Source organism: Sporosarcina trichiuri, from assembly GCF_030406775.1.
Lineage (GTDB): Bacteria > Bacillota > Bacilli > Bacillales_A > Planococcaceae > Sporosarcina > Sporosarcina trichiuri.
Map to the genome: position 1 here is coordinate 883,495 of NZ_CP129119.1, position 23,746 is coordinate 907,240.

The following is a 23,746-nucleotide window of genomic DNA, read 5'->3' on the forward strand; positions in this document are numbered from 1 at the left end:
CCTTTTTTCAGGAGGGATGCAAGGTGAAAACGATTGTCTGGTTCCGGAAAGATTTGCGGGTCCATGATCATCCGGCGCTGGCGGAAGCGGCGGCAGAAGGGGAGGTCCTGCCGGTCTATGTGCTGCCTGAAAAAGAGACTCTGTCCGCTTGCGATTGGTGGACCCGGGAATCACTCGCTATCCTCATGGACCGGCTGGAAGCGCTCGGCAGTCCGCTGAAGCTGATGGAAGGGGATCCGCTGGATGTGTTTGTGCGTCTTTCTGCAGAGACGGGGGCAGAGGCGCTCTATTTCAACGGACAGGTCGACCCCGTCTCGCGTTCAGAAGAAACGGCACTCCTCCAAGAGGGCAGCCTGAACCATCTCCGCATCCGGCGTTTTGTGCCTGATATGATGCTCGACCCGGATGCATTGCTGACCAAATCGGGCACCCCCTTCAAGGTGTTCGGAGCATTCTGGAAAGCGTTCCAGCAGCAGACCGTGCCATGGCCGGTTCCGGTACCGGAATCCTTGTCTCCCTGGCCGGAAGCCGATGTGGAATCCGCTATACTGAAAGACAGCCGGCTCAGCAGCGAAAGCGGGTGGGAGGAAAAATTCCTAAGGTATTGGTCCCCGGGGGAGAATGGGTCGTTCGTCCGCTGGGAAGCATTCCGGGATAACGGGATTCAAGACTACAAAGTGAAACGGGATTATCCCGGCATTGACGGCACGTCCCGTCTGTCCGGGTTCCTTGCGTCGGGCAATATGAGCATACGCGCTCTGTGGCATGCAGTCCGGCGAGCCGAGGAAGAAGGTGATGTGCTGCAGCCGGAACCGTTCCTCCGGCAGCTGGCCTGGCGTGAATTCGCGTATTATCAGCTGTATCACTTCCCGTCCATCACGGACGAATCCCTCCGTCCCGAGTTTCGGAAGTTCCCTTGGCGCAGCGATGCCGACGGGCTGGCCGCCTGGAAAGCCGGACGCACCGGATACCCGCTCGTCGATGCCGGCATGCGGGAACTGTGGGAAACCGGAACGATGCATAACCGCGTCCGCATGGTGGCCGCTTCGTTCCTCATCAAGCATCTGCTGATCGACTGGAGGACAGGGGCGGAGTACTTCAAAGAGACTCTTGCCGATTACGATATCGCGAACAATACACTCGGCTGGCAATGGGTCGCCGGATCCGGTTTCGACGCGGCGCCGTACTTCCGGATTTTCAATCCGATCACACAGGGAAAAAAATTCGATGCGGCCGGAACGTATATCCGCAGATGGGTGCCTGAGCTTGCCTCTTTGCCGGATGACGCCATCCACGAACCTGCAGCGGCTGATCCAGAAGTGCTGGAAGAAGCCGGCGTCATCCTCGGCAGCACGTACCCGGAACCGATTGTCGATCATACTGCAGCACGGAAGCGGGCGCTGGCCGTCTATGACAGCATCAAAGGGCAGAAGGGATGACCGCCTTGAGAGTCCGTTCTTACTGGAATATCGTCCGGACAGCCATTTATGGCCTTATTGCCGGTCTGGTGCTGACCTTCCTGCTGAAATGGCTGGAAGCGGTCACGGATGTCAAGGTGTATACGTTCCTGCTGAATGTCGATTACATACCGGTCGTCGGTACGGTCGATTACCCGGAATGGCTGGAAGTCGTCTTCCATCTGATCGTCTCGGTTGCCGTCGCGTTCGGCTTCCGGCTCATGTACATCCTTCGGCCTCATTGGAAGCGGCGCGCTTTGCTGATCTGCACAGCTGTGAGCGTCCTGATCGGCATCCTGCTGTTTCCGACGACCGCCCTGTCGGACAGGACGCCTGACGTGACTGATGGGACTGCCATGCTGCTTTGGCTCGCCGGTCATGCCGTCTTCGGCACGGTCCTCGGTCTTCTTTTCCGACGAGAGATTGCGTCCAATTGAAAAGCACGGCAGCCGTATCACTCAGCTGCCGTGCTTTTTGCGTTCTCAATGGAAGATTTCCGCTTCCTTCGATTTCTTAAGCAATTTCTTCGTCCCCCTGTTAATGCGCTCTTTGAGCAGTGCCCCGAATACGAGGAAGGCGGCGCTGCAGAGCAGCAAGAAGGACAGGTCTTTCACTGCCCGCTCCCATACGATACCGCCGACCGCTTCGCGCATCACATCTATAGCATAGGTGAACGGAAGGAACGGGTTGATAACTCCGAAGAAATCGGGGAGCAGGACGACGGGATACGTGCCGCCCGATCCTGCGATCTGCAGGACGAGCATGACGATCGCCATCGCTTTGCCGACATCCCCGAATACGGATACCAGTGTGTAGACGATCGACATGAACACGAAGCTGATGATGGTCCCGAAAACGACAAACCAGAACGGTTCACGGATATGGACATCGAGGATGAGCAGATCGCCGCTGACGACAATGAGCATCTGCAGCAGCCCGATCACCGCAAACGTCAGTAACCGCCCGAAATAGACTTGCCGTGCCGTATAGCCCTCCTGGTGGACATCCGTCGACAACAGCGAAATGAGCAGCAGGCAGCCGACCCACAGCGACAGTACCGTATAGAACGGTGTCATACCGGTCCCATAGTTCTCGATTGAGAACAGCCGGTTCTCCTGCAGCTGGATCGGTTCTTCAAAGAACGTCTTCTCCGCATTCGGATCATTCTGCAGCAGCTTGATGATCTCGTTGATGTCCGTTTCACCTTGGGTGGATCGGATGCGGTCTGCAAGCTCGTTCACTTTCTCGGAAATGAACGGATACTGGGCGACCGCTTTCTCTATGGTCGCTTTTCCTTCATCCAGATCACTGTCCGAATTGCCAAGGATTGTCTTCACTTGCGGAAGGGCCGCCTGGATATCCGTCAGCAGACCTTTCGCCTGGCCGAGTGTCGATTTTGCCTGACTGATCTCGCTTTTCACGGTCGGTTCGATCGTATTGACATACTCATTCAGGAATGCATCCAATTCGACGGACGTATTGCCGGCGATCTTCTGCAGATCATCCACCGCCTGATCGAGTTCCTCCGCTTTGCCCTTGACGATACTGTCGACGTTCCGGGCATTCGTCTGCGCTTCCTGCAGCAGACGTTTCAGGTCGCCCGTCTTCGTGATTGCACCGTCGAGTTTGCCGGACAGATCCGGTTTCGGCAGGGAAGGGGTCTGGCCTGTGTTATCATCCGGTACGGCTTCCGTCCCTGCTGATGGTTCAGTTTCCGGTTCCGTCGACGGTGCCTGTGCCTGTGCCTGTGCCTGCCGGGCCAGTTCCTGCAGCTGTTTCAGATCCTGTTCGACATTGTCCACCCGATCGATGCTTTGGGTCATCCGGTCGTCCAGCGCTTTCTTCGCTTTGTCCAGTTCCGTGAAATCGAGATTGACCCCCTGCAGTTTCTTCAGAAAGTCGTTGGCCTCATTTGAGATATCCCGGACTTTCTTCAGATCCGCTTTGATCTTCGGCGAGGTTTCATCCAATTTCTTTTCCGCGTCGTCCAGATAGGTGACAACCCGGTTGATTTGTCCCAGGCCGTCATCGGTGATCTGCTGAGCGGCCGGCAGTTTGCTTTGCGCGTCATGGATGACGTTTTGTGCATCCGCCGCATCGGTCAGCCCCCGGTTCAGCAGGTCATAAATTTCCGGCAGGCTCTTCTCCGCTTCGAATATATAGTTCTCGAACTTTTTCACATCAGGCAGATCCTTTTCCAATTCCAGGCCGAGTGAATTGAGCATATCGAAGATGACGCCGTTCACAGTCGATACGAACTGGCTGCTCACCTTGTCGACAATCACCGTAGCGCCTTTTTCCGTGATCTTCGGTGCGATGGAATTCAGCTTTTCATTCACGTAGTAATCGATTTCAGCTTTTTTCGGGTTGCCGGAGACGACGGATCCGAGCTGTTCCGAAAGGTTTTCCGGCAGTACCATCACGGCGAAATAGTCGCCGTATTCCACGCCGTCCATCGCTTCGTCATGCGACACGAAATGCCACTCCATCGAGGGGTTCTCTTGAAGCGTTTCGACGATATCCGTTCCGACATCGATGTGCTTGTCCTGCACGTCGGCCCCTTTGTCTTCATTCACTACAGCAACGGGCAGTTTGTCCGTCCTGCCGTATGGATCACCGGAAGCGTAGATATTGAGCCAGGCGTATAAAGAAGGCAGGAAAATCAGGCCGCCGATCAGCACCGCGGCGACCCAGTTTGTCGTAATATTGCGCACGTCCCGTTTGAAAATGCCGAAAATGTGATGCATGTCCGCTCCCCCTTTCAGTAGTTCTCACTGTCTGTGTCCCGTGCAGACAGCGGATCAGACCATATTGTCCAGATTACCCAAAAAACCCCCGTCCGGAACGTACCGGCGGGGGAAAACTTCTTCAGGCGATCAATCCGTCTTTCATCGTCACAATCCGGTCTGCGTACGGAAGCATCTCTTCGTCGTGCGTTACCATCAGTGTAGTGATTTGTAATGTTTTCGTCAAGTCCCGGATGATCTCCATCACTTCTTGCGAACGTTTCGAGTCGAGACTGGCGGTCGGTTCGTCCGCGAACAGCATTTTCGGCTGGTGGATGATCGCCCGGGCGATCGCAATCCGCTGGCGTTCCCCGCCGGACAGGGAAGACGGGTAGGCGTCTTTCCTGTGGGCCATCCCGACCAGGTCGAGAATCTTCGCCACTTCCTGTTTCTGCTGCTTCTTGCTCAGCTTCGTCTCCGCGACATCCAGCATCAGCAGCAGCTGGTCTTCGACATTGAGGAAGGGAACCAGGTGCGATGATTGGAAGACGAAACCGAACTCGCTCGATCGGATCTTGCGGATCTCTTCCTGGCTCATCTCTGTCATGTCCTTGCCGTCGAAGATGACCTGGCCGCCGGACGCTTTCTGCAGCCCGGCTGCAATGGTCAGCATCGTCGACTTGCCGGACCCTGAAGGCCCGACGAGTGCCGTGATCTCGCCTTGTTTCAGGTCGAGATCGACGCCTTTCAGGATCTGTTCAGTGACATCTCCGGTTTTGAAGGATTTCTTGACTTCATCAATCTGGAAAATCGCCATGTTACATCTCTCCTTGCTGGATTGCCTGAAGCGGCTCCACTTTTTTGATTTGGAATCCGGAAATCGTCGCGCCGATGAACCCGATCACGAGGAACACAGCGGACAGTGTCAAGGTCGTCTGCATCGTCAGACTGAACGGCATACCTTTCGGAGCGAACGCACTGAACAGCTGGCTGAGGCCGGCGGACAGCAGAAGGGAGACAACCGTGATCAGCAGCATCTGATACCACATCATGCTGAACAGTTTGCTCGTCTTCACACCGATCGCTTTCAGGATGCCGTAGAGGCCGATTTTCTGGACGTTCATCATATAGAAGAAGATCGCGAACAGCATGCCGCTGATGACGACGAGGAACCAGATGATCATGTTGAGGGACATCTGCTCTGCACCGTAGCTCGGAATCGTCTTCAAGTATTCCTTGTTGCTGAACGCTTCCAGTCCGCTGATGGAATCCGGCGCATTCGAACCCGGGATGAAGATCGTCTGCATCTCCATCACCCGGTACATTTCCTGGTAGTTTGTCATGTTGATGAAGGCGACTGGCGCGTGGCTGTACGTCTGTTTTTCAACAAAGCCGGTCACTTTGAATTCCCCGCTGAACTGGTTGTTCGTCAGGATATCACCGACTTGGACGCCTTCGTCTTTTAGGGAGGCATCCAGGACGATTTCGTTTTCTTTCACGTTCGGGAACAGTTCGCTGTCCGTTGACGTCACGAATGCCACGCTGTGCTGCTTATCGTCCGCATCGTTGACAAAGCCCATCTGCAGGGACATGGCCGTCGCATTTGAATACGTGTCGAGCAGCTGATCTTGCTTTGATTCATCGATCTTCGACAGGTTGTATGTCTGTTTGGCGTCGTCATTCAGATAGAACTGGCCGTTCGGCATGTTCTTGATGAGGGCTGCGTTGTCTTCCGACAGTCCGTTCGCAAGTCCTGAGATGATGAACGTCAGGAAACTCACCAGAAAGATGATCGAGCCGAGGATCAGGAACTTCATTTTACTTTTCTTCACTTCTTTCCACGCCATCTGCATGGAGACCACCTCCGTTATTCGATACTGTCAGTGTACCGCGCCAACATGAACGCAGGATGAACGCAGGTTTACAATTGGAATCAGAATTGCCAGGTCATATTCCTGACAACACGCAGACAGGTTTGCCGGTATGGTACACTACGAGTAGGAAGAATCCGGCAATTTGGCGGATGATCCATCTTGAGGAAGGGGTTGAACTGAATGGATATGGATATGAGTACTGGGTTGGGGGTATTTGCACTTTTACCGCTGCTGATGATGCTGGTCAATCTCGCGCTGATCGCGGGCGCGGTCTGGTTTGCAATTGCCTTGATCCGTTCGCAGAAAGAGCGGAATGAGCTGCTCCGGAGGATTGCGGAGAAGATGGATCGGAAGGACTTGCTATAAAGGAGGACGTCGAATGGATAGTCAACAGACGGCTGAGAAATTCAAGCGATTCGCCGAAATGGAGTGCCGTGAATCGAGTGAGCTGTATGAACTACTGTCAAAGAAAATCGCACAGGACGAAGAGTTGCTTGCGCTATGTGGAGCCGTCCCGGATGGCCAGCCAGTGCCGAACCTGCTGTTTGCAGGCGTCCAGTATTTGCTGTTCAAGGGTGTAGAACACCCGCTGAAAAAATATTATCCCAGCTTGACTGTATCGTCTAAAGTGCCTGACCAGCAGGCATTCCTTGAATTCAAGGACTTCTGCCTGACTCATCAGAGCGAGCTGACTCCGATTCTTGCGCACCGGCTCGTCCAGACGAATGAAGTGCGGCGCTGCGCCTATCTGTACCCTGCGTTTTCATGGATCCACCATAAAACAGGCAAGCCGCTCGCGCTTGTCGAAATCGGGACGAGCGCCGGCCTCCAGCTGCTGTGGGATCACTATGCCTATAAGTATGGCACAGACAAAGTCTACGGAAATTCAGACCCTTGCCTGACGATCCATGCGGAAGTGAAAGGGGGCAGCCTGCCGTTCCTGCTTCCGGAAAGCCCGCCTGTCATTTCCCGCATCGGTTTCGATCTGCATGTAAGCGATCTGTCCAAGCGGGATGATTATCTGTGGATGAAAGCGCTTATCTGGCCGGAGCACACGGAACGACGCGAGCTGTTTGACCAAGCAGCCGCCTGTCTGCAGGATCATCCGGTCGATCTCGTACAAGGGGATGGCATCCAGCTGCTGCAAGAACGCTTCCATTCCATTCCCGCGGATGCGGCGCTCTGCATCTTCCACACCCACGTCGCCAATCAGCTGCCGGAGGACACAAAAAAAGCACTGACCGACACGCTGGCCCAGATTGGCTCCGAGCGTGACCTGTTCCATCTGTATAACAATATGGAAGACCCGCAGCTGCATCTCGACTGCTATGTTGCCGGGCAGCTGAAGCGGAACACAATCGGCAATACGGATGGTCATGGCCGCTGGTTTGAATGGAACTTAGAGGGATAGAAGAATTACCGGCCAATCATCTTGACAGTACTTTCTAAATTGATAGATTACTAGTACAATAGGGGAATGAGGAGAGTGACATAATGGTGAAATATGCAGAGACTTGGGATTTGGAAAGTATTTATCCAGGCGGGACCAATTCGGAGGAAGTGCAGACGAAGCTGGCAGCTGTAAAAGAGGAGATTGCACAGTACGCGGATCTGCTGAAAAACTGGAACAGTGATTCTGCGGATCACGCAGCCGATTTGCAGGCGATCTTGTCACAGCAGGAACTCATCGGGAAAGGACTCGGCCAAGTCAGTACGTTCGTCAACATGTGGCACGATGCCTTCATGGATGATGAGCATGCAAGCGTCGTCAAAGGTCAGGTGATGGAGCTCGCCAGTGAGATCCAGCAGCTGTCCACCATCTTCACAAAAAAACTGGTGGCCTTCTCGGATGACCAATGGAAACAGCTGTTGGAAGAGCCACACCTGAAGGAAATCAGCTTCGTGCTGAACGAAACACGGGATGAGGGCAAGCGCCTGCTATCCGAAGAAGAGGAACGGCTGCTCGCCAAGCTGAACAAGGACGGGATTGCTGCATGGAGCGACCTATACAGCACTACGGTCTCCATCATGACCATCCCGTTCAAGGAGAGTGACGGCACGGTGAAGGACCTTTCCATCGGACAGGCCATGAACCGGATGTATGCCGATCCCGATGCTGACGTGCGGACGGCGCTGTTCGACAGCTGGGAAGCGGCCTGGACGGAATTCGGTCCGGTCTTCGCAGATATTTTGAACCACTTGGCCGGCTACCGCCTGACGCTGCAGGAGGTCCACGGACGGAACGGTCATCTGGAAGAACCGCTTGAGTACAACCGGATGACCAAAGAAACGCTCGACGCGATGTGGGGAGCAGTTGACGCGCGGAAACAGAAGTTCATCGACTACCTGGATCGGAAAGCAAACCTGTATGGCATGGAGAAGCTCGGCTGGCAGGATGTCGACGCACCGGTAGCCACAGGCGATCTTGCGCCGACCCATTTCACTTATGATGAAGCGGCCGATTTCGTCATCGAGAATTTCTCGTCATTCGGTCCGAAACTGACGGACTTCACGAAACATGCGCTGGAAAACCGCTGGGTCGAGGCGGAAGACCGGTCGAACAAACGGCCGGGAGGCTACTGCACAAGCCTGCCGGAATTTGAGGAGTCCCGGATCTTCATGACATTCACCGGCTCGCCGAGTGATACGAGCACGCTCGCACACGAACTCGGGCACGCGTTCCACAGCCATGTCATGAAAGAAGTGCCGAGACAGAACCGCGGCTATGCCATGAACGTCGCCGAAACGGCAAGTACGTTTGCAGAAACGATCATTGCCGATGCGACCGTGCGGAACGCTTCCAGTGATGAAGAAAAGATCGCCCTGCTTGCGACGAAGCTCGAGAACGCAACGGCGATGTTCCTCAACATCCGGTCCCGCTTCATGTTCGAAGACAGCTTCTATCAGGAACGCGCCAAAGGGTTCGTTTCGGAAAAACGGCTGAATGAGCTGATGACAGAAGCACAGAAGGAAGCGTACGGAAACAGCCTGTCGTCGTACCATCCGCACTTCTGGGCGGCCAAGCTGCACTTCTTCATCGACAGCGTGCCGTTCTACAACTTCCCGTATACGTTCGGCTACCTGTTCAGCCTCGGCATCTATGCGGAATACCTGAAGCAGCCGGAAGGATTTGAGGAGAAATACATCGCGCTGCTGAAGGACACCGGTTCGATGAAAGTGGAAGAGCTTGCGCAGAAACATCTGGGGGTCGACATCACCCAGCAGGACTTCTGGGCAGCCGGCATCGAAATCGTAGAAAAAGACGTGGACGAATTCGTCAGCTTAACGGATTCATTGTTGAAGTGAAAACAGAAAGACGCTTATCGGTAACAGGTAAGCGTCTTTTTACATATCGGCAGGGTTATATTATAGGAATTCTGCCGAATGTCGGAAACACGTATCGTAAAGCAGGTGAATGGATATGGAAGAATGGCTGCTGTTACTGCTGGTTGTCCTGCTTGCGTCCCTGCTGCAGGCTGTGACCGGATTTGGATTTTCAATACTGGGTACTCCTGTGCTGCTGATCTTATTTCCCGCTCATATGGCCATCCAGGTGAATATCATACTGTCCATCTGCCTGTCTGCCCTGATGATCAAAAGCATCCATAAGGAAATGGATAAGACACTCTTCGTCCGGCTTCTAAAAGGAAGCACGGTGGGATTGCTAGTTGGGATCTTCATCTACCTGTATGCAGACATCTGGATCCTTAAGCTGGCAACGGGGACGGCCACCCTCTTCCTGACCGCTTTGCTGCTGCTGAAATGGACGACTTCCCGCAGCGCAGGAAAGGATGCTCTCGCCGGCAGCATCTCAGGGATCCTGACGACCAGTATCGGGGTGCCGGGCCCTCCGCTGCTCTTGTATTTTGCGGGTACCCAGATGGACAAGAGTGTTCTGCGCAGCACAACACTTGCCTTCTATCTTGTTGTCTATACGGTGAGTCTGGTCATGCAGATTCTCTTTGGCGGAACACAAAAGGAAACATGGATCGCCTCGGCAGCTGCACTGCCGGCACTGCTCGGCGGAATTGTCCTGGGGCAGCTCCTGTTCAAGTATCTCAATGTCGCGATGTTCCAGGTCATCACGTATATCCTATTAGCGGCGACCGGGATTTCATTGATCTTTACAAGTCTGTGAGAACTGGACGATTGATTTTTAAAAAGGAGTGAAGAAACATGCTGCAAAAACCGAATAAATTACAAAAAGGGGACCGTGTTGCCACGGTCAGCCCCTCGTGGGGAGGTGCCGGCGAGCCGGAGATCCGCTGGCGGTACGAGCAGGGAGTGACACGGCTGGAGGAGGTATTCGGCCTGGAAGTCGTGCCCATGCCGAACAGTCTGAAAGGTGCAAGCTATCTTTATGAGCATCCGGAAGCACGTGCCGAAGATCTGATGACGGCGTTCCGTGACGATACCATCAAGGGGATCTTCGCGAATATCGGCGGGGAGGACAGCATCCGCCTGCTCCCGTACATCGACTTTCAAGTGATTCGTGATAACCCGAAAATCTTCATGGGCTACTCGGATGTCACGATCTCCCACTTGTTCTGTCACAGAGCCGGCCTGTCGTCATTTTACGGTCCGGCCGTCCTGACCGACTTTGCCGAAAATATTGAGATGGATCCGTACACGGTCGAAATGGTGAACCAGACGCTGTTCTTGGATCAGCCGATTGGTCCGATTGAACCGGCCGCACAGTGGACGAGCGAGCGGCTGGAGTGGGTGGAAGAGAATAAGTTCACACGTCGCCGCATGCAGGACAACCACGGGTACGAGCTCTTGCAGGGTACCGGGACGGTGCAGGGTCGCCTGATCGGCGGCTGCATGGAAGTGTTGGAGACCGTCAAAGGGACCGAGCTGTGGCCGGATCAGGACTACTGGAAAGACAGTATCCTGTTCTTCGAGACATCCGAAGAGAAGCCGAAGCCGGACCTCATCCGCTACTGGCTGCGGAACTATGCCGCCCAGGGAATCCTGCAACAGGCAAACGGCATCCTCTTCGGTAAACCGCAGGACGAACAATTTTATGATGAATACAAAGAAGAGATCCGGACGGTCATGAAAGAGTATGGCCTGGAAGACCTGCCGATTCTGTATAACTTGAATTTCGGACATACCGAGCCGAAATGCATCCTGCCGTATGGGGCGCTGGCGGAAATTGGCTGCAACGAGAAGAGTTTCACAATCCTTGAAGGCGCTGTGAAATAGAAACGCAGACAGAAAGAAGGTATGTACGTGATTCCCATTGTATATGACCAAGTGAACAGATGGGCAAGGGATGATGAATTCTTTATGAAATTGCTCAAGAAAGTAAGTCCCGAAAAAATTGCGGATCTCGGGTGCGGAACCGGACGGCTGACGACACATTTTTCGGAAGCAGGCTACCAAATCACTGCAATCGACCCTAACGAAGAGGCCATTGAATGCGCGAAGGGGAAGGCGTATCGAAATGACGTCATGTGGATTGTCGGAGACAGCAGCAATCTGGAGGAGGATGCATACGACACGGTCATCATGACGGCAAATGTCGCGCAAGTGTTCTTAACGGACGAGAGCTGGCAGCAAGTTCTGTCCGATGTCTATCGTGCATTGAAACCTGGCGGCCATTTGATTTTCGATACACGGAATCCAGCAGCCAAAGCATGGGAGCAGTGGGAGAAAGACGACACTCCCGACCATGCCATAGATGACCAGAACGGGGAGCCTCTTTTGATCTGGACAGACTATGAAGGATTCAAGGGGAATGTCTATTCGTTTTATGAAACAGTCGTCAATGCGCGGACAGACGCCGTGCTGGTGCGTGAAAAAATGCAGCTCCGTTTTCGCAGCTATGATGTGATTGCAGAGAGTCTGCAGGCTGCCGGTTTCGCATCCTTCCAGGCATACCATGACTGGTCATTTGAAGAGGCAAATCCGTACACTAAATCATTCATCTTCCATGCGGTCAAATAAGTATGTGCAAGCATTTTCGGCTGCTGATCTTATCGGAGAAACTAATTACACCCATTCCAAGTGAAAAAGGGAGGGAAGGGTCATGAAAGAAGGCGTCATCCGCCCGATTGCTATCTGTATATTCCGCCAGCAGGACACCATCCTGGTTGCGGAAGGTTATGATGCTGTCAAGGGCGATCACTTTTACCGGCCGATCGGCGGCGGTATCGAGTTCGGCGAGACCAGTGAAGAGACCCTTGCCCGGGAGATAAGAGAAGAGCTGAATGCGGCTATCACGGATCTCACCTACTTGGGTACCGTTGAGAATGTCTTTACCTTCAACGGGAAGACAGGACACGAGATTGTGCGTGTCTATGACGGTGTGTTCGTCGACAAATTCTTCAATACTGCGGAAACCTTTGAAGGAATTGAAGACAACGGGGCCTCTTTCGTCGTCCGGCGTCTCCCCATCCATAAATTTCAGTCAGGGGAACTTCGGATCGTTCCCGACGGGTTGCTGGACTTGCTGACGGAAGAGGATGAATGAGCAACGGGACAATATACAGAATGCAAAATAAATTGAGGAGGTCATGAGATGGCAGACGTTTTACTTTTTCATCATGTATTGGGGCGCACCGAAGGAATTCTTCACTTGGCCGAGCAGCTGCAGCAAGCAGGACACGCGGTACACACGCCGGATCTATTCGAAGGTCGTACGTTTGAAACAATTGACGAAGGGTTCGCTTATGTGAAAGAAACCGGATACGACACGCTGACGGAGCGCGCTGGACAGGCAGCGGATGGTCTGCCAGAGGCTGTTGTCTACGCCGGCTACTCCCTCGGGGTGATGGCCGCCCAGCAGCTCGCCCAAACGAAATCAAATGCGAGAGGTGCCTTGTTCATCGCTTCTTGCGCACCTGCCGAGGAGTTTGGCAGTCCGTGGCCAGCCGAGCTCCCCGTGCAGGTCCACGGGACGAAGGGAGATCATTTCTTCGCAGACGAAGAAGATCTTGAAGCAGCCCAGAAGATCACGGAGGCTTCGGACAGCGGTGAACTGTTCCTCTATCCGGGAGACCAGCACTTTTTCGCAGACAACAGCCAGCCTGGATATGATGCTGATGCGACAGCGCAGATGGTTGAACGGATGCTTTCATTTTTAAAGCGAATTGATGAGTGAGGAGATGTGTTGCCCACCATTCAGCTAACATGTAAAGAAAGGAGGCTGCTTTGGAATGGATATAAAACCGTTCAGCACAAACGATGCACCACATGCAGAACAGCTGTTTTCCATGTCTTTCGAAGAAGACCATCTGCTGGAGCTATTGAAACGGCACAGATATGATTTTGCGTATTCAGCCTTTTCGAGTGAAAAGCTCGCAGCTGTGATGTTCGGCTGGAGGAGCCGTTTTCATCCCAATTGTACATATTTCAAGGCAGTGAGCAATCCTCTAATTGCAGATGAACAGCTGTTTGAATGTCTCCTGGCAGAAGTGGAACAGCAGGAAAAATTTCGCTATCCATTGCAAACAACCATTTGGGAGACAGCGGCCGCATTGAAATCCGTCTATGAAAAAAACGGATTTTTTGAAATCAGACGAACGTCTATGCCGGCACTCTCTTTAGGCAATGATCTGTTGGAGTTTCCGCTGAATACAGAACATGATGGTCAAGTTATACAATGTATTTCAGATTTGGCGAAAGAAGGCCGCGACCAGCTTGTATCGCTGGTGAAACGAATATACGAGGAGACGCATGAAGTGAATCCGCCGGCTGATCAATCGACTGACGAATGGGAGCCGCTTGTGTTTGCTGAAGATATGATTCCAGAAGGGAGTTTCGTTTCTACCGATAGGAAGACAGGGCAAGTCATTGCGTACTCATTTCTTCATGAATCCGGAAAAGATGGCGTGCATGAGCTTGGGTGGTGCGGCTGCAATAAGAAAACGGAATTAGCCGTCCTGCCCAAGCTGGTTCAGCAGCAGTTGCACTACTCGGTGTCTCAGCAAATTCATACAATTGAAGGGGAATTCGATACGACCGATCCGTATGCAATGGAAATATTAAAACGGTTTCCATTTATGCCTTGTCCTGCGTTGATTACATACCAGAAGAAATAAGGTATTGCTGAATCTTTTTCAGCGGGCTCTCTAGCGAAAGGTTGATTGTCAGATGGGATACAGCGAGAGTGAAAGACAGCAGTTTTTGGAGCGTATCACTGAAGAAATTACGCTTCTGACTAATGTTGAAGGAGTTGTCCAGATCGGCTCAGGTGTGGATGGATTCAGTGACCTCTACTCGGATATCGATCTGATGGTGGGAGTATCAAATTCCGCAGACCCCGGGCAAGCGAAAACAGATATAAAAGATATATTCGAAGAGTTGCGGCCGTTATATATAAAAGAGAAGCAATTCAGTGCAGACATCCATCTCCTGATCGTCTTTCTTGATAACGGGCTCGAATTCAATGTTTCTGTCGCTCCGCTACGACTCCTTCCCGTCAAGTCACCACTTTGGAAGATCCTAGTAGATAAAACAGGGGCTGTCGCTGAAAGAATGAATCAGGAGAATAAACGTTTTGAGCAGGAGGCCGTGCAGTACGAAACAGGTATCGATCTCCCGTTTGAATTTGCCTATTGTGCCCATAGCGCGAAGAAGGCGCTGAACAGGAACAATCCTATTTACGCGTTACAAATGCTCGAAACGATGCGGACCTACCTGCTGTACATCCAAGCGATGAATGAACAGAAAAAAGTTCACCAGTTCAAAGCGTATAATACGCTGGATCCCGAGTTTGTTTCTAATTTCCTGAGCATCTATCCAACCGATACGAGTGTTGGAACGTTAAAAGCTGCAAGAAACCATCTCATTCTGCTCTTTAAAGAAGTGGTCCAAAAAAGTCCTCTCTATAATTTGGATGGTGGCTTGGTCGAACTATTGGAGTTGTAAAGAGGAAGATATTTATACAAGTGCTGGTTTGACAGGAGGTGCACTCATGGGATCATTATCGGAAACAGAGAACTTACCCGCAAAACATTTTGTGTCCGCTGCCGCTATCGTGGTGAATAGCCAGCAAGAACTTCTGCTTATTAAGGGGCCGCGTCGAGGCTGGGAGATGCCCGGCGGGATTGTGGAAAACGGTGAATCTCTTGAAGCTGCGGCCATACGGGAAACAAAGGAAGAATCAGGGATAGATATTGAAATCTAACAGTTCTGCGGCGTTTTCCAGAATGTGCAGCGTTCAATCTGCAACACTCTCTTTTTAGCGAAGCCGGTCGGCGGTGAGTGTACGACTTCCCCGGAAAGTCTGGAGGTCGGCTTTTTTCCGATCGATCAAGCGCTGGAAATGGTATCACTCCCTAATTTTAAACAGCGGATTGAGTACTGTCTTGACCGCAGCAAGCATCCGTTTTATGTAGCATTTTGACCGAATTTGATTTTGCTAAAAGAAAGGGGGGCTGCCTGTTGAAACACGCACTTGTTGTCGGGGGGACCGGCATGCTGGCGGGCGTCTCACGACAGCTGGCGGCTGACGGCTATCATGTTTCGGTATTGGCCAGAAACGCCGCTCCAATGGATGCCTTGTTGGATAGTTTGGAGGAGTCCGAACAAGTCACCCCACTCTTAGCAGATTATCGTGACAGTTCGGGGCTGCGAGATAAAACAATAGAGACAATCCAGAGGAATGGTCCTATCGATATGGCTGTTGCCTGGATCCATTCAGATGCCGCTGAAGCACTGCCCTTACTGATCCGCACTATTTCTAAGACTCCCGGGCCATGGAAACTCTTTCAAGTTATCAGCAGCGGGACAGATGCCGAAGCGCTCAGACGGGATTTGGATGTGCCCGCTGATTGTCGCTACTCGCAAATACAGCTTGGTTCTATTCGAGAGAACGGTGTCTCAAGATGGCTGACCCATCAAGAGATTTCTCAGGGCGTCCTGAAGGCAATTGCGCATAAAGCAGAATTGACCACCATTGGACAACTTGGACCTCGGGAAGACAGACCGTAATTGGTTGGCGGCCTTATTGAAGAAAGGAGTGTTTGGTCATTGAAAACACGAGTGACTGAAATTTTAAAAATCCGCTATCCCATCATCCAGGGGGGCCTGGCGTATCTGGCCTACGCGGAATTGGCGGCGGCCGTGTCGAACGCGGGGGGCCTTGGGCAGATCACAGCGGCTACACTGCGGACGCCGGACCGGCTGCGTGAAGAGATCCGGAAAGTGCGGACGCTGACGGATCAGCCGTTCGCCGTCAACTTTGCCATCGCCCGGCATGACGGCAACTATGAAGAACTGCTCGAAGTGGCCATCGAAGAAAAAGTGCCTGCCATTTCGATCACCGGCGGCAACCCGAAGCCTGTGTTCGAGCGGCTGCAGAGCGAACCGATCAAAACCCTCGTGCTCGTGTCCGGTGTCCGGCAGGCCGTAAAAGCCGAACAGCTCGGCGCCGATATCGTGATGGCGGTCGGCCAGGAAGGCGGCGGCCATATCGGCAGGGAGGACATCGGTACCATCGTACTGACACCACGTGTTGTCGATGCGGTGTCCATCCCGGTTCTAGCGAGTGGCGGAATCGGCGACGGACGCGGACTGCTCGCAGCACTGGCCCTCGGTGCGGAAGGCATCGAAATGGGCACACGGTTCATTGCGACGAAAGAATGTGTCCATGCGCACGAAGCCTACAAGGAGGCGATCGTACAGGGTGCCGAGACGGATACCGTCATCATCAAACGGAGCCTTGGCGCGCCGGGCCGCGTACTGAAAACTCCCTTTTCGGAACAGATCCTCTCGCATGAAGAGGAAGGCGCCGGTTACGAGGACCTGAAAGATTCGATCAGCGGGGAAGCGAACCGGAACTATATCTACGACGGAGATGACTCCGCAGGATTCGGCTGGGGCGGCCAGGTAATCGGACTGATCGACGATGTACCGGCTGTGCAGGAGCTGTTCGACGGGATGAACAGGACCGCGGAGGAGGGACTGGCGCGGCTGAAAGGAATTGCAGAGATTTGATGGATCAATAAAGTGACAGGAGTTTCGACCATGAAAGTCATTATCAGAGAACTAAGAACTAATGAAACACCGCCAATGGATCTCCTCCTGCTCGCCGATCCGTCCCGCCAGATCATCGAAGACTATGTCAGCCGGGGTTCTTGTTTCATCGCTGAACGGGATCAGCAGCCGGTCGGTGTCTATGTCCTGCTGCCGACCCGTCCGGAGACCGTGGAACTCGTGAATGTGGCGGTAGCGGAAGACTTGCATGGCAGGGGGATCGGCAAGCAGCTGGTGCTCGATGCGATCAGGGAAGCGGCAGAGAGAGGTTTCAAGACGATTGACGTCGGTACCGGCAATTCGAGCATCGCGCAGCTCGCACTCTATCAGAAATGCGAATTCCGTATCACGGGTGTCGATCTGGATTTTTTTCTCCGGCATTATCCGGAGAATATCATGGAGAACGGGATCCACAGCCGGGACATGATCCGGCTGTCACAGGATCTGTGAAAGTTAAGTATTTGAAATTCGAGGAGGCTGCCAAATGTACAAAGCAGTGATATTCGACGTAGACGGCACATTGATCGATACGGAGCAGTCCATCTTACAATCCCTCCAGCACGTATTGAAAGAGGAAGGATTGTCCTATGAGCAGGAAGACTTGCGGTTTGCGCTCGGTATTCCGGGCAAAGAAACGCTGGCTCGGCTCGGCATCGAGGACAGTGAGCGCGTGCAGGCGGACTGGTCGGATGCCGTATTGGCGTACGCGGATGATGTCACCTTGTTTGCAGGGGCACAGGAAGTGATCGAGCAGTTGGCGGAAAGTCCGCTGCGTTTAGGGATTGTCACCTCCAAAACGCGCCGGGAAGTGACGGATGAATTCGATCCGTTCGGGCTGAGCCATCATTTCGATGCAATTGTCTCGGCAAGCGATACACAATTGCACAAACCATGCCCGGATCCGCTCCTGCTCTGTCTTGACAAACTCGGAGTCACCCATGACGAAGCGATCTATATCGGTGACTCCATCTACGACATGCAGTGCGCCCAGAGCGCACGTGTCCAGTTTGCACTCGCCTTGTGGGGAGCGCAGGACGCCGGGCAATTTGAGACTGCGGATTTCATCCTTCGGCAGCCGGAAGATGTCCTGTCACTTCTCTGAAGGAACTAGTTGGTCTCCCAGGGATTCTTTTCCGGTCTTCGGTCTTCTTGGCAGATGGTTGTGATATACTGGCAAAAACGAAAGTGCGACTATTCTAACTTCATAAATGACTGGGGGATAGTCTGCATTTGTCAGTACAGGGGGATGACAATGATTTTATCTGTCCGGGATGTCACCAAATCGTACGGCAAAGACCCCGTGCTGAAAGGCGTCTCGTTTGAATTGGCGGAAGCGCAGATCACGGCGCTTGTCGGACCGAATGGTTCCGGGAAATCGACCTTGCTCAACATCATTGCGAATCTGCTGCCGGCAGACACGGGCACCGTCACCGTTCTCGGCAGCAGCAACAAAGATACGAAAATGTTCCGCCATGTGTCCTTCATGCAGGACAATATCGTGCTGTATGACTATTTGACCGGTTATGACCATCTGCAGTTCATCTGCGAGGTGCAGGGGCTTTCTGAGGACCAATTGCTGGCCGCAGCAGAACGCATCGGCATCACGAGCTACCTGCGGAAGAAAGTGAAAAACTATTCCCTTGGCATGAAACAGCATCTGCTGCTCGCCATGGCGATCGTCAATCAGCCGAAGTTGCTCATTCTGGATGAACCGCTCAACGGCCTCGATCCGACCAGTGCCATCCGGGTGCGGGAGCTGCTGCTGTCCCTGCGGGCGGAAGGGACCACGATCCTGCTGTCGTCCCACAATCTGGCGGAGATCGACAGGGTGACGTCTGCGATCCTGTTCCTGAAAAACGGGGAACTCATCCAGGAAGATCTGGCGGCGTTCGAACAGATCCGCTATCAGATCACGGCGCTCCCGCTTGAAAAAGCACTTCAGACACTTGAGACCGCCGGAATCCCGTTTGAGCAGGCGGATGGAAATCTGCGCTTCCTGGAGAAGGCGTGTACGCTGGACCGGGTGCTGCAGGAACTGACACAGCAGGGGGTCACCATCCAGGACATCGATAAGAACATCTCCGGTTCCGAAGAGCGTTACCGGATGATCTTCGGGGGAGGGGCAAAAGCCGATGCGCCTGCTGAAGTTTGAGCTGAAGAAACTCATCCGCCAGCACAAGCTCATCTGGCTGCTGGTTTCCGCGGCGGTCATTGCCGGCTGGCTGTTTTACCAGAACCAGGTGAATCAGGACTTGCGGGTAAAAGAGGCGATCGACCAGGTGGAGTCGCTAGCGGTCGAAGCCGATCAATTATATGCCAGCCTTCTGCCGCTTGAGCGGGAGAATCAGCTGTCTATGGAACAGCAGCATCAGTTCGACAGCCTGAACAAGATGGCAACCGCCATCTTCCAGTGGCGGAGTGCGATCTACGAGAATCGCTGGAACGACATCCCGCCGATCGAACAGGACTTTTTGACGGGCTTGTCCGCCTATGAAGAGGCGGGCGGCACCTACACCGAACTGAAAGGGATCGACAGGGAGATCGCTATCGCGCGGAATGCGGTTTTAATGGAGCGGCAGCTGCCGGAGGCCAACGAAACCTACCCGGTCTCACCCGACTGCTGCTGAACCAGGTGAAAAGAACTCTTCTTGGACCGGCGGGACTGTTGCTGCTGCTTGTGCTTTTTGGCAGTCTCTACACTGCGGAAAAGGAGCAGCACACCCTGTCGACGCTCCGTACGCAGCCGATCCGACGAGGCGCACTGCTGACCGCCAAATACGTCATCCTGCTGGCAGTGACCGGTGTATTTGTGTTCCTTGTCGCCGGCAGCAGCTGGGCAGCACCGTCCGTTTTCGGTGAAACCTTCAAGGACTGGTCGTATCCGGTTGTGCTGCAGTCGGCATCCTCGTTTGCCATCCTCCCGGTCTGGCAGCTGCTGTTCGAGCATGCCGTCCTGTTCATCGGATCGGCGGCCGTCCTGTTTGCGCTGCTGCTTTTGCTCGGCACCCAGCTGCGCAGCTCATTCACCGCCATCCTGCTGACAGGGCTCCTTTCGATGATCGGGTTTGTGCTGACCGGGACGTCCCGTTTTCTGCAGCACCCTTGGAATCCTTTCCAGCTCTTCCGGGCATCTGATGTATTGGCCGTCCCGTCTGACCATCCAATCGGGCTGTATGCAATTTTTGCCGTCCTGTGGAGTGCCGCCCTGTTTTTGGCGGCCGTCTGGCTGCGGGAAGGGAACCGGGGTCTGTCCAGGGCCGCGCAGGATGTAAAGCCGTATCATCAGGGGAAGGTGCGTCACGCGGGTCGCATTATCACAAGCCTCCTGTTCGAGTGGCGCAAAGTCAGACGGCAGGGGCTTCTCGTCCAATGCCTTCTGGTCCTGCTGGCTGGAGCGGCTGTCGGCTATTTCCTCCTTGCGCACCAGTCGGAGGAGAAAGAGAGCCGGGCGCTCGAGGAACTGGCGGGGACGAAAGCGAGTACAGAGACGTAAATCGTTCCGCATTTCGAGGAGGAGATCCGAAGGTACGAAGAGCTCATTGAACAGGCGAACGAAAAGGGCGAGGACGGAGAAGCCATCTATGCCCACAACATCCCGATGTTCGAGCAGATGATCGAGAAAGCACAGGAAGAGGCCGAACTCGCTGATCAGTCTGCCATCGCTTTTGGGAAAGGCGATTGGGGACCTGTGTATACGCACCGCCTGTATGTTGAGCGCTGGTTCGAGGAGTATAAAGAGTCGCAAGGATCCATGGAAGGGGCGCTGACGTATTTCGGCTATGAAGCCGTCATCGCACGGACGGAATGGATGCAGCAGCATGACGTCCGCCCGGTGTTCTTAGGCGGCTACATCCCGAATATCCATAACCGCTGGAAACCTGAAGACCGCAATGAACAAGTGTTGTTTGAAAAGGGGAACCGGGAAGTCGACCACAGCGGACTGTTCGTGCTGTATAGCGTCTTCCGCGACTATCTGTTCGTCATTCCGCTGGTGCTTCTTCTTTACCTGACAGGAGCGGGTCTCGCGACGGAACGCGGCAAGCGGCCGACGCTGCGGCTGCTGTCGACACTGCCTTTCACACGCCGCTCCCTGTTCCTCGGGAAAGTGGTGAATGCGTCGGTGGTTTCCGTCCTCAGCGCTGCGGGCGTGTTCCTCTTCACCATGGTGATCGGCGCGGTCTTCAACCGGTTCGGGGACTGGATGTATCCGGTGCTGCAGTATCACACCAAACAGGAAGTGCAGTCATTCGACTTCACGGGGCTGCGCGCATTCGAAGGCGGGTATGGGTTCATCCCGCTTGGGGATTATCTGCTGCAGGCGCTGCTGCTCTATGTGTGCATCACCCTGTTCCTGGTGGCACTGACGAACAGTCTCGGCCTGGTTATCCGGCAGCCGTTCGCGGTCTATTTACTCACGGCCTTGTTGGCAGTCGGAGGCAGCCTGCTGAGCGGGCAATGGAAGGCGCTTGCCCTGTACTCGCCTTTCCTGTATCTGGATCTGCCGAAAATCCTGAATGGAGAGACGGCGACGCTGCTGAACAATCCGTCCGTCAGTGTCTACACGGGAAGTGCCATCCTGCTCATATGGGCCGGCCTGATGGTTATTGTCCTATATGCCGTGCTATCCCTGAAAGGTCGGACGGCCGGCCAGAAACAGACTTCTTACAATGGATCATGAGGGCGAAATTGGAACTAAGATGGCGGAAGGAAGTAATAATTACGTAATTTGGCAGTCAGGAGGGAACACCGATGGAATGGATCGTATATGAGAAGCCGGAAGAATTCGCAAAGAAAGCGGTACCCTTCCTGCAGCAGCACGAGGACAGTCTCAGCCTAATGCAGGGGGTTCTCCACGCGATTCAGGGAGGCACCTATGAAGAGTTCTTTCTGGCAGCGGTGGAAGAAGACGGCCGGCCGCTCGCCTTGCTTCTGATGACGCCGCCGCATCCGCTCAATGTCGTGCTGATCGAGGAGTCGCGCGCAGGGACGGTGCTGGATACAATTGTCCAAGGTTTGACGGCGCATGATGTCCGGCCGACAGGAATTATCGGCCGGAAACACCATGTCAAGCCGCTTGCCGGAAAATGGGCCGCCGTAACAGGGCAATCCATCCGGGAGGCGATGGACCAGGGGATCTATCGGCTGGATGAAGTCGTCTCCGGTCTATCCGCAAGCCCCGGCCAGTTCCGGTATGCAGAGGAAGCGGACAGCCCGCTGATCGAAGACTGGTTCGCTGCGTTCGAAAAAGACTGCGGACTGCCACCGTCTTCCGCGGACACCATCCGTGAAAAAACCGCCCGATTCATAGGGAAACGAGAAGTGTTCCTATGGGAAGACGGCGGCCGCATCGTCTCGGTCATGAAAAAGGCGCGTCCGACCGTGCACGGTGTGACCGTATCATTCGTCTACACGCCGGAAGAAGAACGCCGGAAAGGCTACGGCCGCACCATGGTCACCGCCGGTTCCGCGGAACTGCTGAAAGACTACGACTTCTGCATCCTGTACACGGACATGGCGAATCCCACGTCGAACAAGATCTACCAGGAGATCGGCTACCGGTTTATAGCGGATTCCGTACATTTGGTGTTTGAGTGAAGTTCATAAAATTTGAGCTCAGCATTATCTCGGTGAATGCGTGTACGTTTTGTATGACTGTGGTAACCTGAGCATATACGAAGAAAGACCGCGTGCGCGAACACCCAGTCCATACAGCTGACATCCGCAAGACGTGCGATCGGCCCATTTCCACGGTGTTTTTAAGAAAAGTAACTACCCTGCTAACTTGCCGGTCAGCGGAGAGTGGTTACTTTTTTGTCTTGGTGAATAGATACAAGTTGTTCCACAAAAGGGTCATAGTGCAACAAGGCTTCCAAATACCCCTAAAAAATTTAGCTTTGGGAATCTTACACTCTCTACCTGGCGTCTTTTGAAATAAGGTATGTAAAATTCAGGTGATAGGGGGGATAGGGGCTTATGAAAAGAATAGTTTATATTGTTTCTTTTATTGTCATTATAGGTTTAGCTGTTAATTTATTGGAAAATCGAGCTAGTCAAGATACGGGTTTAGCTAAAGAAATTGACTCCCTTTTAAAAAAGGGAGAAACACAAATTGATTTAACAAGGCTAACCAACTTTAAATGGACTCAAGTCAGTCTATTTGGACCTTATACAACAGATGAATCAATTGAGGATTTAATGAATATTGAATTTAAAGGGGACAATGGTGGAATTGATTTACTAGACGACCGTTTTTTATTAGTATTTGCTAATGAAAAACATGCCGTCAAAACCGTTGTGCTTTCAAGGAAACATGGTACCTACACCATAAAAGATAATAGACTTTTAGTTGTTGACCGGTAATTCCTACAAGGAGGAATTTACAATGAAGAAGATTGAAGGTCACATGGCAGAATCGTTGGAGGAAACTATCGCCGATGATAAATCAGTTGTGGAAATTGAAGGGGAAAAATTTTACCTTTCTTTAATTGAAAAACCTGAATCAACGGTCGTTGAAGATGTAGAAGCCGACCCGGATCTGAAACAAAAATTGCTTCAAGCCAAAATGGATATTTTGCACGGAAAAATATATACAACAGAGGAAGTCGTTGAAATGATTAATCAGGGAGATCTATGAATGGAGTTGAATAGTACTTTGTAACAGCAGACTCTTCGGTAATCGGATGTGTTTGCAAAGAAAAAAAAG

The 23,746-nt window shown here is 53.1% G+C and carries 26 protein-coding genes and 1 pseudogene; 24 read left to right on the top strand and 3 right to left on the bottom strand.

Annotated elements, in window-relative coordinates:
- Positions 1-23 precede the first annotated feature (23 nt).
- Entirely contained in the window at positions 24-1,439 is a 1,416-nt protein-coding gene (locus tag QWT68_RS04710; protein ID WP_290149896.1) for a cryptochrome/photolyase family protein, read from the top strand.
- Positions 1,436-1,894 carry a hypothetical protein gene (locus tag QWT68_RS04715; RefSeq protein ID WP_144036080.1) on the top strand — a complete coding sequence of 153 codons (459 nt, stop codon included), beginning with the start codon at positions 1,436-1,438 and terminating at the stop codon, positions 1,892-1,894. Before QWT68_RS04710 ends, QWT68_RS04715 begins: the two co-directional genes overlap by 4 nt.
- Positions 1,895-1,939: 45 nt before the next feature.
- Here QWT68_RS04715 and QWT68_RS04720 read toward each other — a convergent pair whose 3' ends face one another.
- The 3 genes from QWT68_RS04720 to QWT68_RS04730 form a co-directional block, all read right to left on the bottom strand.
- Entirely contained in the window at positions 1,940-4,204 is a 2,265-nt protein-coding gene (locus QWT68_RS04720; RefSeq protein WP_290149898.1) for a YhgE/Pip domain-containing protein, read from the bottom strand.
- 121 nt (positions 4,205-4,325) lie between these two features.
- The gene (locus QWT68_RS04725) at positions 4,326-5,000 is read right to left on the bottom strand and encodes an ABC transporter ATP-binding protein (protein ID WP_290149901.1); all 675 of its coding nucleotides are present in this window, start codon (positions 4,998-5,000) and stop codon (positions 4,326-4,328) included.
- Position 5,001: 1 nt separating this feature from the next.
- Positions 5,002-6,036, bottom strand: coding sequence for an ABC transporter permease (locus QWT68_RS04730; RefSeq protein ID WP_040286464.1), 1,035 nt, complete (start codon positions 6,034-6,036; stop codon positions 5,002-5,004).
- A 201-nt stretch (positions 6,037-6,237) separates the two neighbouring features.
- Here QWT68_RS04730 and QWT68_RS04735 point away from each other — a divergent pair, with 201 nt between their 5' ends.
- The 22 genes and pseudogenes from QWT68_RS04735 (at position 6,238) to QWT68_RS04840 (ending at position 23,677) form a co-directional block, all read left to right on the top strand.
- Positions 6,238-6,423 carry a hypothetical protein gene (locus QWT68_RS04735; protein ID WP_290149903.1) on the top strand — a complete coding sequence of 62 codons (186 nt, stop codon included), beginning with the start codon at positions 6,238-6,240 and terminating at the stop codon, positions 6,421-6,423.
- 13 nt (positions 6,424-6,436) lie between these two features.
- Positions 6,437-7,468, top strand: coding sequence for a DUF2332 domain-containing protein (locus QWT68_RS04740; RefSeq protein ID WP_290149904.1), 1,032 nt, complete (start codon positions 6,437-6,439; stop codon positions 7,466-7,468).
- Between the two features lie 86 nt (positions 7,469-7,554).
- Entirely contained in the window at positions 7,555-9,363 is a 1,809-nt protein-coding gene (locus QWT68_RS04745; protein WP_290150453.1) for a M3 family oligoendopeptidase, read from the top strand.
- A gap of 115 nt (positions 9,364-9,478) precedes the next feature.
- A complete protein-coding gene (locus QWT68_RS04750; protein ID WP_040286466.1) occupies positions 9,479-10,195 on the top strand; it encodes a sulfite exporter TauE/SafE family protein in 717 nt (238 codons plus the stop codon).
- 38 nt (positions 10,196-10,233) lie between these two features.
- Entirely contained in the window at positions 10,234-11,265 is a 1,032-nt protein-coding gene (locus QWT68_RS04755; protein WP_290149906.1) for a S66 family peptidase, read from the top strand.
- 21 nt (positions 11,266-11,286) lie between these two features.
- Complete coding sequence (locus QWT68_RS04760) at positions 11,287-12,009, top strand: class I SAM-dependent methyltransferase (RefSeq protein WP_290149908.1); 723 nt, start codon at positions 11,287-11,289, stop codon at positions 12,007-12,009.
- 82 nt (positions 12,010-12,091) lie between these two features.
- Positions 12,092-12,535 carry an NUDIX hydrolase gene (locus QWT68_RS04765; RefSeq protein WP_290149910.1) on the top strand — a complete coding sequence of 148 codons (444 nt, stop codon included), beginning with the start codon at positions 12,092-12,094 and terminating at the stop codon, positions 12,533-12,535.
- A 48-nt stretch (positions 12,536-12,583) separates the two neighbouring features.
- Positions 12,584-13,165, top strand: coding sequence for a dienelactone hydrolase family protein (locus tag QWT68_RS04770; RefSeq protein WP_290149912.1), 582 nt, complete (start codon positions 12,584-12,586; stop codon positions 13,163-13,165).
- A gap of 55 nt (positions 13,166-13,220) precedes the next feature.
- Positions 13,221-14,105: a hypothetical protein gene (locus QWT68_RS04775; RefSeq protein WP_290149913.1), complete on the top strand. Its 885-nt coding sequence runs from the start codon at positions 13,221-13,223 to the stop codon at positions 14,103-14,105.
- Between the two features lie 52 nt (positions 14,106-14,157).
- Positions 14,158-14,934 (top strand): aminoglycoside 6-adenylyltransferase, encoded by a 777-nt coding sequence (locus QWT68_RS04780; protein WP_290149915.1) that lies wholly within the window; start codon positions 14,158-14,160, stop codon positions 14,932-14,934.
- A 46-nt stretch (positions 14,935-14,980) separates the two neighbouring features.
- Positions 14,981-15,412 (top strand): annotated as a pseudogene (locus tag QWT68_RS04785) (NUDIX hydrolase).
- A 38-nt stretch (positions 15,413-15,450) separates the two neighbouring features.
- Positions 15,451-15,999: a short-chain dehydrogenase gene (locus tag QWT68_RS04790; RefSeq protein ID WP_290149917.1), complete on the top strand. Its 549-nt coding sequence runs from the start codon at positions 15,451-15,453 to the stop codon at positions 15,997-15,999.
- A 39-nt stretch (positions 16,000-16,038) separates the two neighbouring features.
- Positions 16,039-17,004: an NAD(P)H-dependent flavin oxidoreductase gene (locus tag QWT68_RS04795; protein ID WP_290149919.1), complete on the top strand. Its 966-nt coding sequence runs from the start codon at positions 16,039-16,041 to the stop codon at positions 17,002-17,004.
- A gap of 30 nt (positions 17,005-17,034) precedes the next feature.
- The gene (locus QWT68_RS04800) at positions 17,035-17,493 is read left to right on the top strand and encodes a GNAT family N-acetyltransferase (RefSeq protein WP_040286472.1); all 459 of its coding nucleotides are present in this window, start codon (positions 17,035-17,037) and stop codon (positions 17,491-17,493) included.
- 34 nt (positions 17,494-17,527) lie between these two features.
- The gene (locus tag QWT68_RS04805; RefSeq protein WP_040286473.1) at positions 17,528-18,145 is read left to right on the top strand and encodes an HAD family hydrolase; all 618 of its coding nucleotides are present in this window, start codon (positions 17,528-17,530) and stop codon (positions 18,143-18,145) included.
- Positions 18,146-18,295: 150 nt separating this feature from the next.
- Positions 18,296-19,195 (top strand): ABC transporter ATP-binding protein, encoded by a 900-nt coding sequence (locus tag QWT68_RS04810; protein WP_290149921.1) that lies wholly within the window; start codon positions 18,296-18,298, stop codon positions 19,193-19,195.
- A complete protein-coding gene (locus tag QWT68_RS04815; protein ID WP_290149923.1) occupies positions 19,176-19,670 on the top strand; it encodes a C1orf198 family protein in 495 nt (164 codons plus the stop codon). Before QWT68_RS04810 ends, QWT68_RS04815 begins: the two co-directional genes overlap by 20 nt.
- Before the next feature lie 5 nt (positions 19,671-19,675).
- Positions 19,676-20,536 (top strand): hypothetical protein, encoded by an 861-nt coding sequence (locus tag QWT68_RS04820; RefSeq protein ID WP_290149925.1) that lies wholly within the window; start codon positions 19,676-19,678, stop codon positions 20,534-20,536.
- Between the two features lie 117 nt (positions 20,537-20,653).
- Positions 20,654-21,721 (top strand): ABC transporter permease, encoded by a 1,068-nt coding sequence (locus tag QWT68_RS04825; RefSeq protein WP_290149927.1) that lies wholly within the window; start codon positions 20,654-20,656, stop codon positions 21,719-21,721.
- A 71-nt stretch (positions 21,722-21,792) separates the two neighbouring features.
- Entirely contained in the window at positions 21,793-22,638 is an 846-nt protein-coding gene (locus QWT68_RS04830; protein ID WP_040286476.1) for a GNAT family N-acetyltransferase, read from the top strand.
- Positions 22,639-23,016: 378 nt separating this feature from the next.
- Complete coding sequence (locus tag QWT68_RS04835; protein WP_290149929.1) at positions 23,017-23,403, top strand: hypothetical protein; 387 nt, start codon at positions 23,017-23,019, stop codon at positions 23,401-23,403.
- 22 nt (positions 23,404-23,425) lie between these two features.
- Entirely contained in the window at positions 23,426-23,677 is a 252-nt protein-coding gene (locus QWT68_RS04840; RefSeq protein ID WP_040286478.1) for a hypothetical protein, read from the top strand.
- The last annotated feature ends 69 nt before the right edge of the window (positions 23,678-23,746 follow it).

Bases quoted from the DNA above. Each gene is read 5' to 3' on its own strand.
- QWT68_RS04805 (WP_040286473.1), top strand. From the start codon at position 17,528: ATGTACAAAGCAGTGATATTCGACGTAGACGGCACATTGATCGATACG.
- QWT68_RS04840 (WP_040286478.1), top strand. From the start codon at position 23,426: ATGAAGAAGATTGAAGGTCACATGGCAGAATCGTTGGAGGAAACTATC.
- QWT68_RS04735 (WP_290149903.1), top strand. From the start codon at position 6,238: ATGGATATGGATATGAGTACTGGGTTGGGGGTATTTGCACTTTTACCG.
- QWT68_RS04800 (WP_040286472.1), top strand. From the start codon at position 17,035: ATGAAAGTCATTATCAGAGAACTAAGAACTAATGAAACACCGCCAATG.
- QWT68_RS04750 (WP_040286466.1), top strand. From the start codon at position 9,479: ATGGAAGAATGGCTGCTGTTACTGCTGGTTGTCCTGCTTGCGTCCCTG.
- QWT68_RS04825 (WP_290149927.1), top strand. From the start codon at position 20,654: ATGATCGAGAAAGCACAGGAAGAGGCCGAACTCGCTGATCAGTCTGCC.
- QWT68_RS04835 (WP_290149929.1), top strand. From the start codon at position 23,017: ATGAAAAGAATAGTTTATATTGTTTCTTTTATTGTCATTATAGGTTTA.
- QWT68_RS04810 (WP_290149921.1), top strand. From the start codon at position 18,296: ATGATTTTATCTGTCCGGGATGTCACCAAATCGTACGGCAAAGACCCC.
- QWT68_RS04815 (WP_290149923.1), top strand. From the start codon at position 19,176: ATGCGCCTGCTGAAGTTTGAGCTGAAGAAACTCATCCGCCAGCACAAG.
- QWT68_RS04780 (WP_290149915.1), top strand. From the start codon at position 14,158: ATGGGATACAGCGAGAGTGAAAGACAGCAGTTTTTGGAGCGTATCACT.
- QWT68_RS04740 (WP_290149904.1), top strand. From the start codon at position 6,437: ATGGATAGTCAACAGACGGCTGAGAAATTCAAGCGATTCGCCGAAATG.
- QWT68_RS04725 (WP_290149901.1), bottom strand. From the start codon at position 5,000: ATGGCGATTTTCCAGATTGATGAAGTCAAGAAATCCTTCAAAACCGGA.
- QWT68_RS04760 (WP_290149908.1), top strand. From the start codon at position 11,287: ATGTACGTGATTCCCATTGTATATGACCAAGTGAACAGATGGGCAAGG.
- QWT68_RS04830 (WP_040286476.1), top strand. From the start codon at position 21,793: ATGGAATGGATCGTATATGAGAAGCCGGAAGAATTCGCAAAGAAAGCG.
- QWT68_RS04720 (WP_290149898.1), bottom strand. From the start codon at position 4,204: ATGCATCACATTTTCGGCATTTTCAAACGGGACGTGCGCAATATTACG.
- QWT68_RS04715 (WP_144036080.1), top strand. From the start codon at position 1,436: ATGACCGCCTTGAGAGTCCGTTCTTACTGGAATATCGTCCGGACAGCC.
- QWT68_RS04755 (WP_290149906.1), top strand. From the start codon at position 10,234: ATGCTGCAAAAACCGAATAAATTACAAAAAGGGGACCGTGTTGCCACG.
- QWT68_RS04765 (WP_290149910.1), top strand. From the start codon at position 12,092: ATGAAAGAAGGCGTCATCCGCCCGATTGCTATCTGTATATTCCGCCAG.
- QWT68_RS04730 (WP_040286464.1), bottom strand. From the start codon at position 6,036: ATGCAGATGGCGTGGAAAGAAGTGAAGAAAAGTAAAATGAAGTTCCTG.
- QWT68_RS04770 (WP_290149912.1), top strand. From the start codon at position 12,584: ATGGCAGACGTTTTACTTTTTCATCATGTATTGGGGCGCACCGAAGGA.
- QWT68_RS04775 (WP_290149913.1), top strand. From the start codon at position 13,221: ATGGATATAAAACCGTTCAGCACAAACGATGCACCACATGCAGAACAG.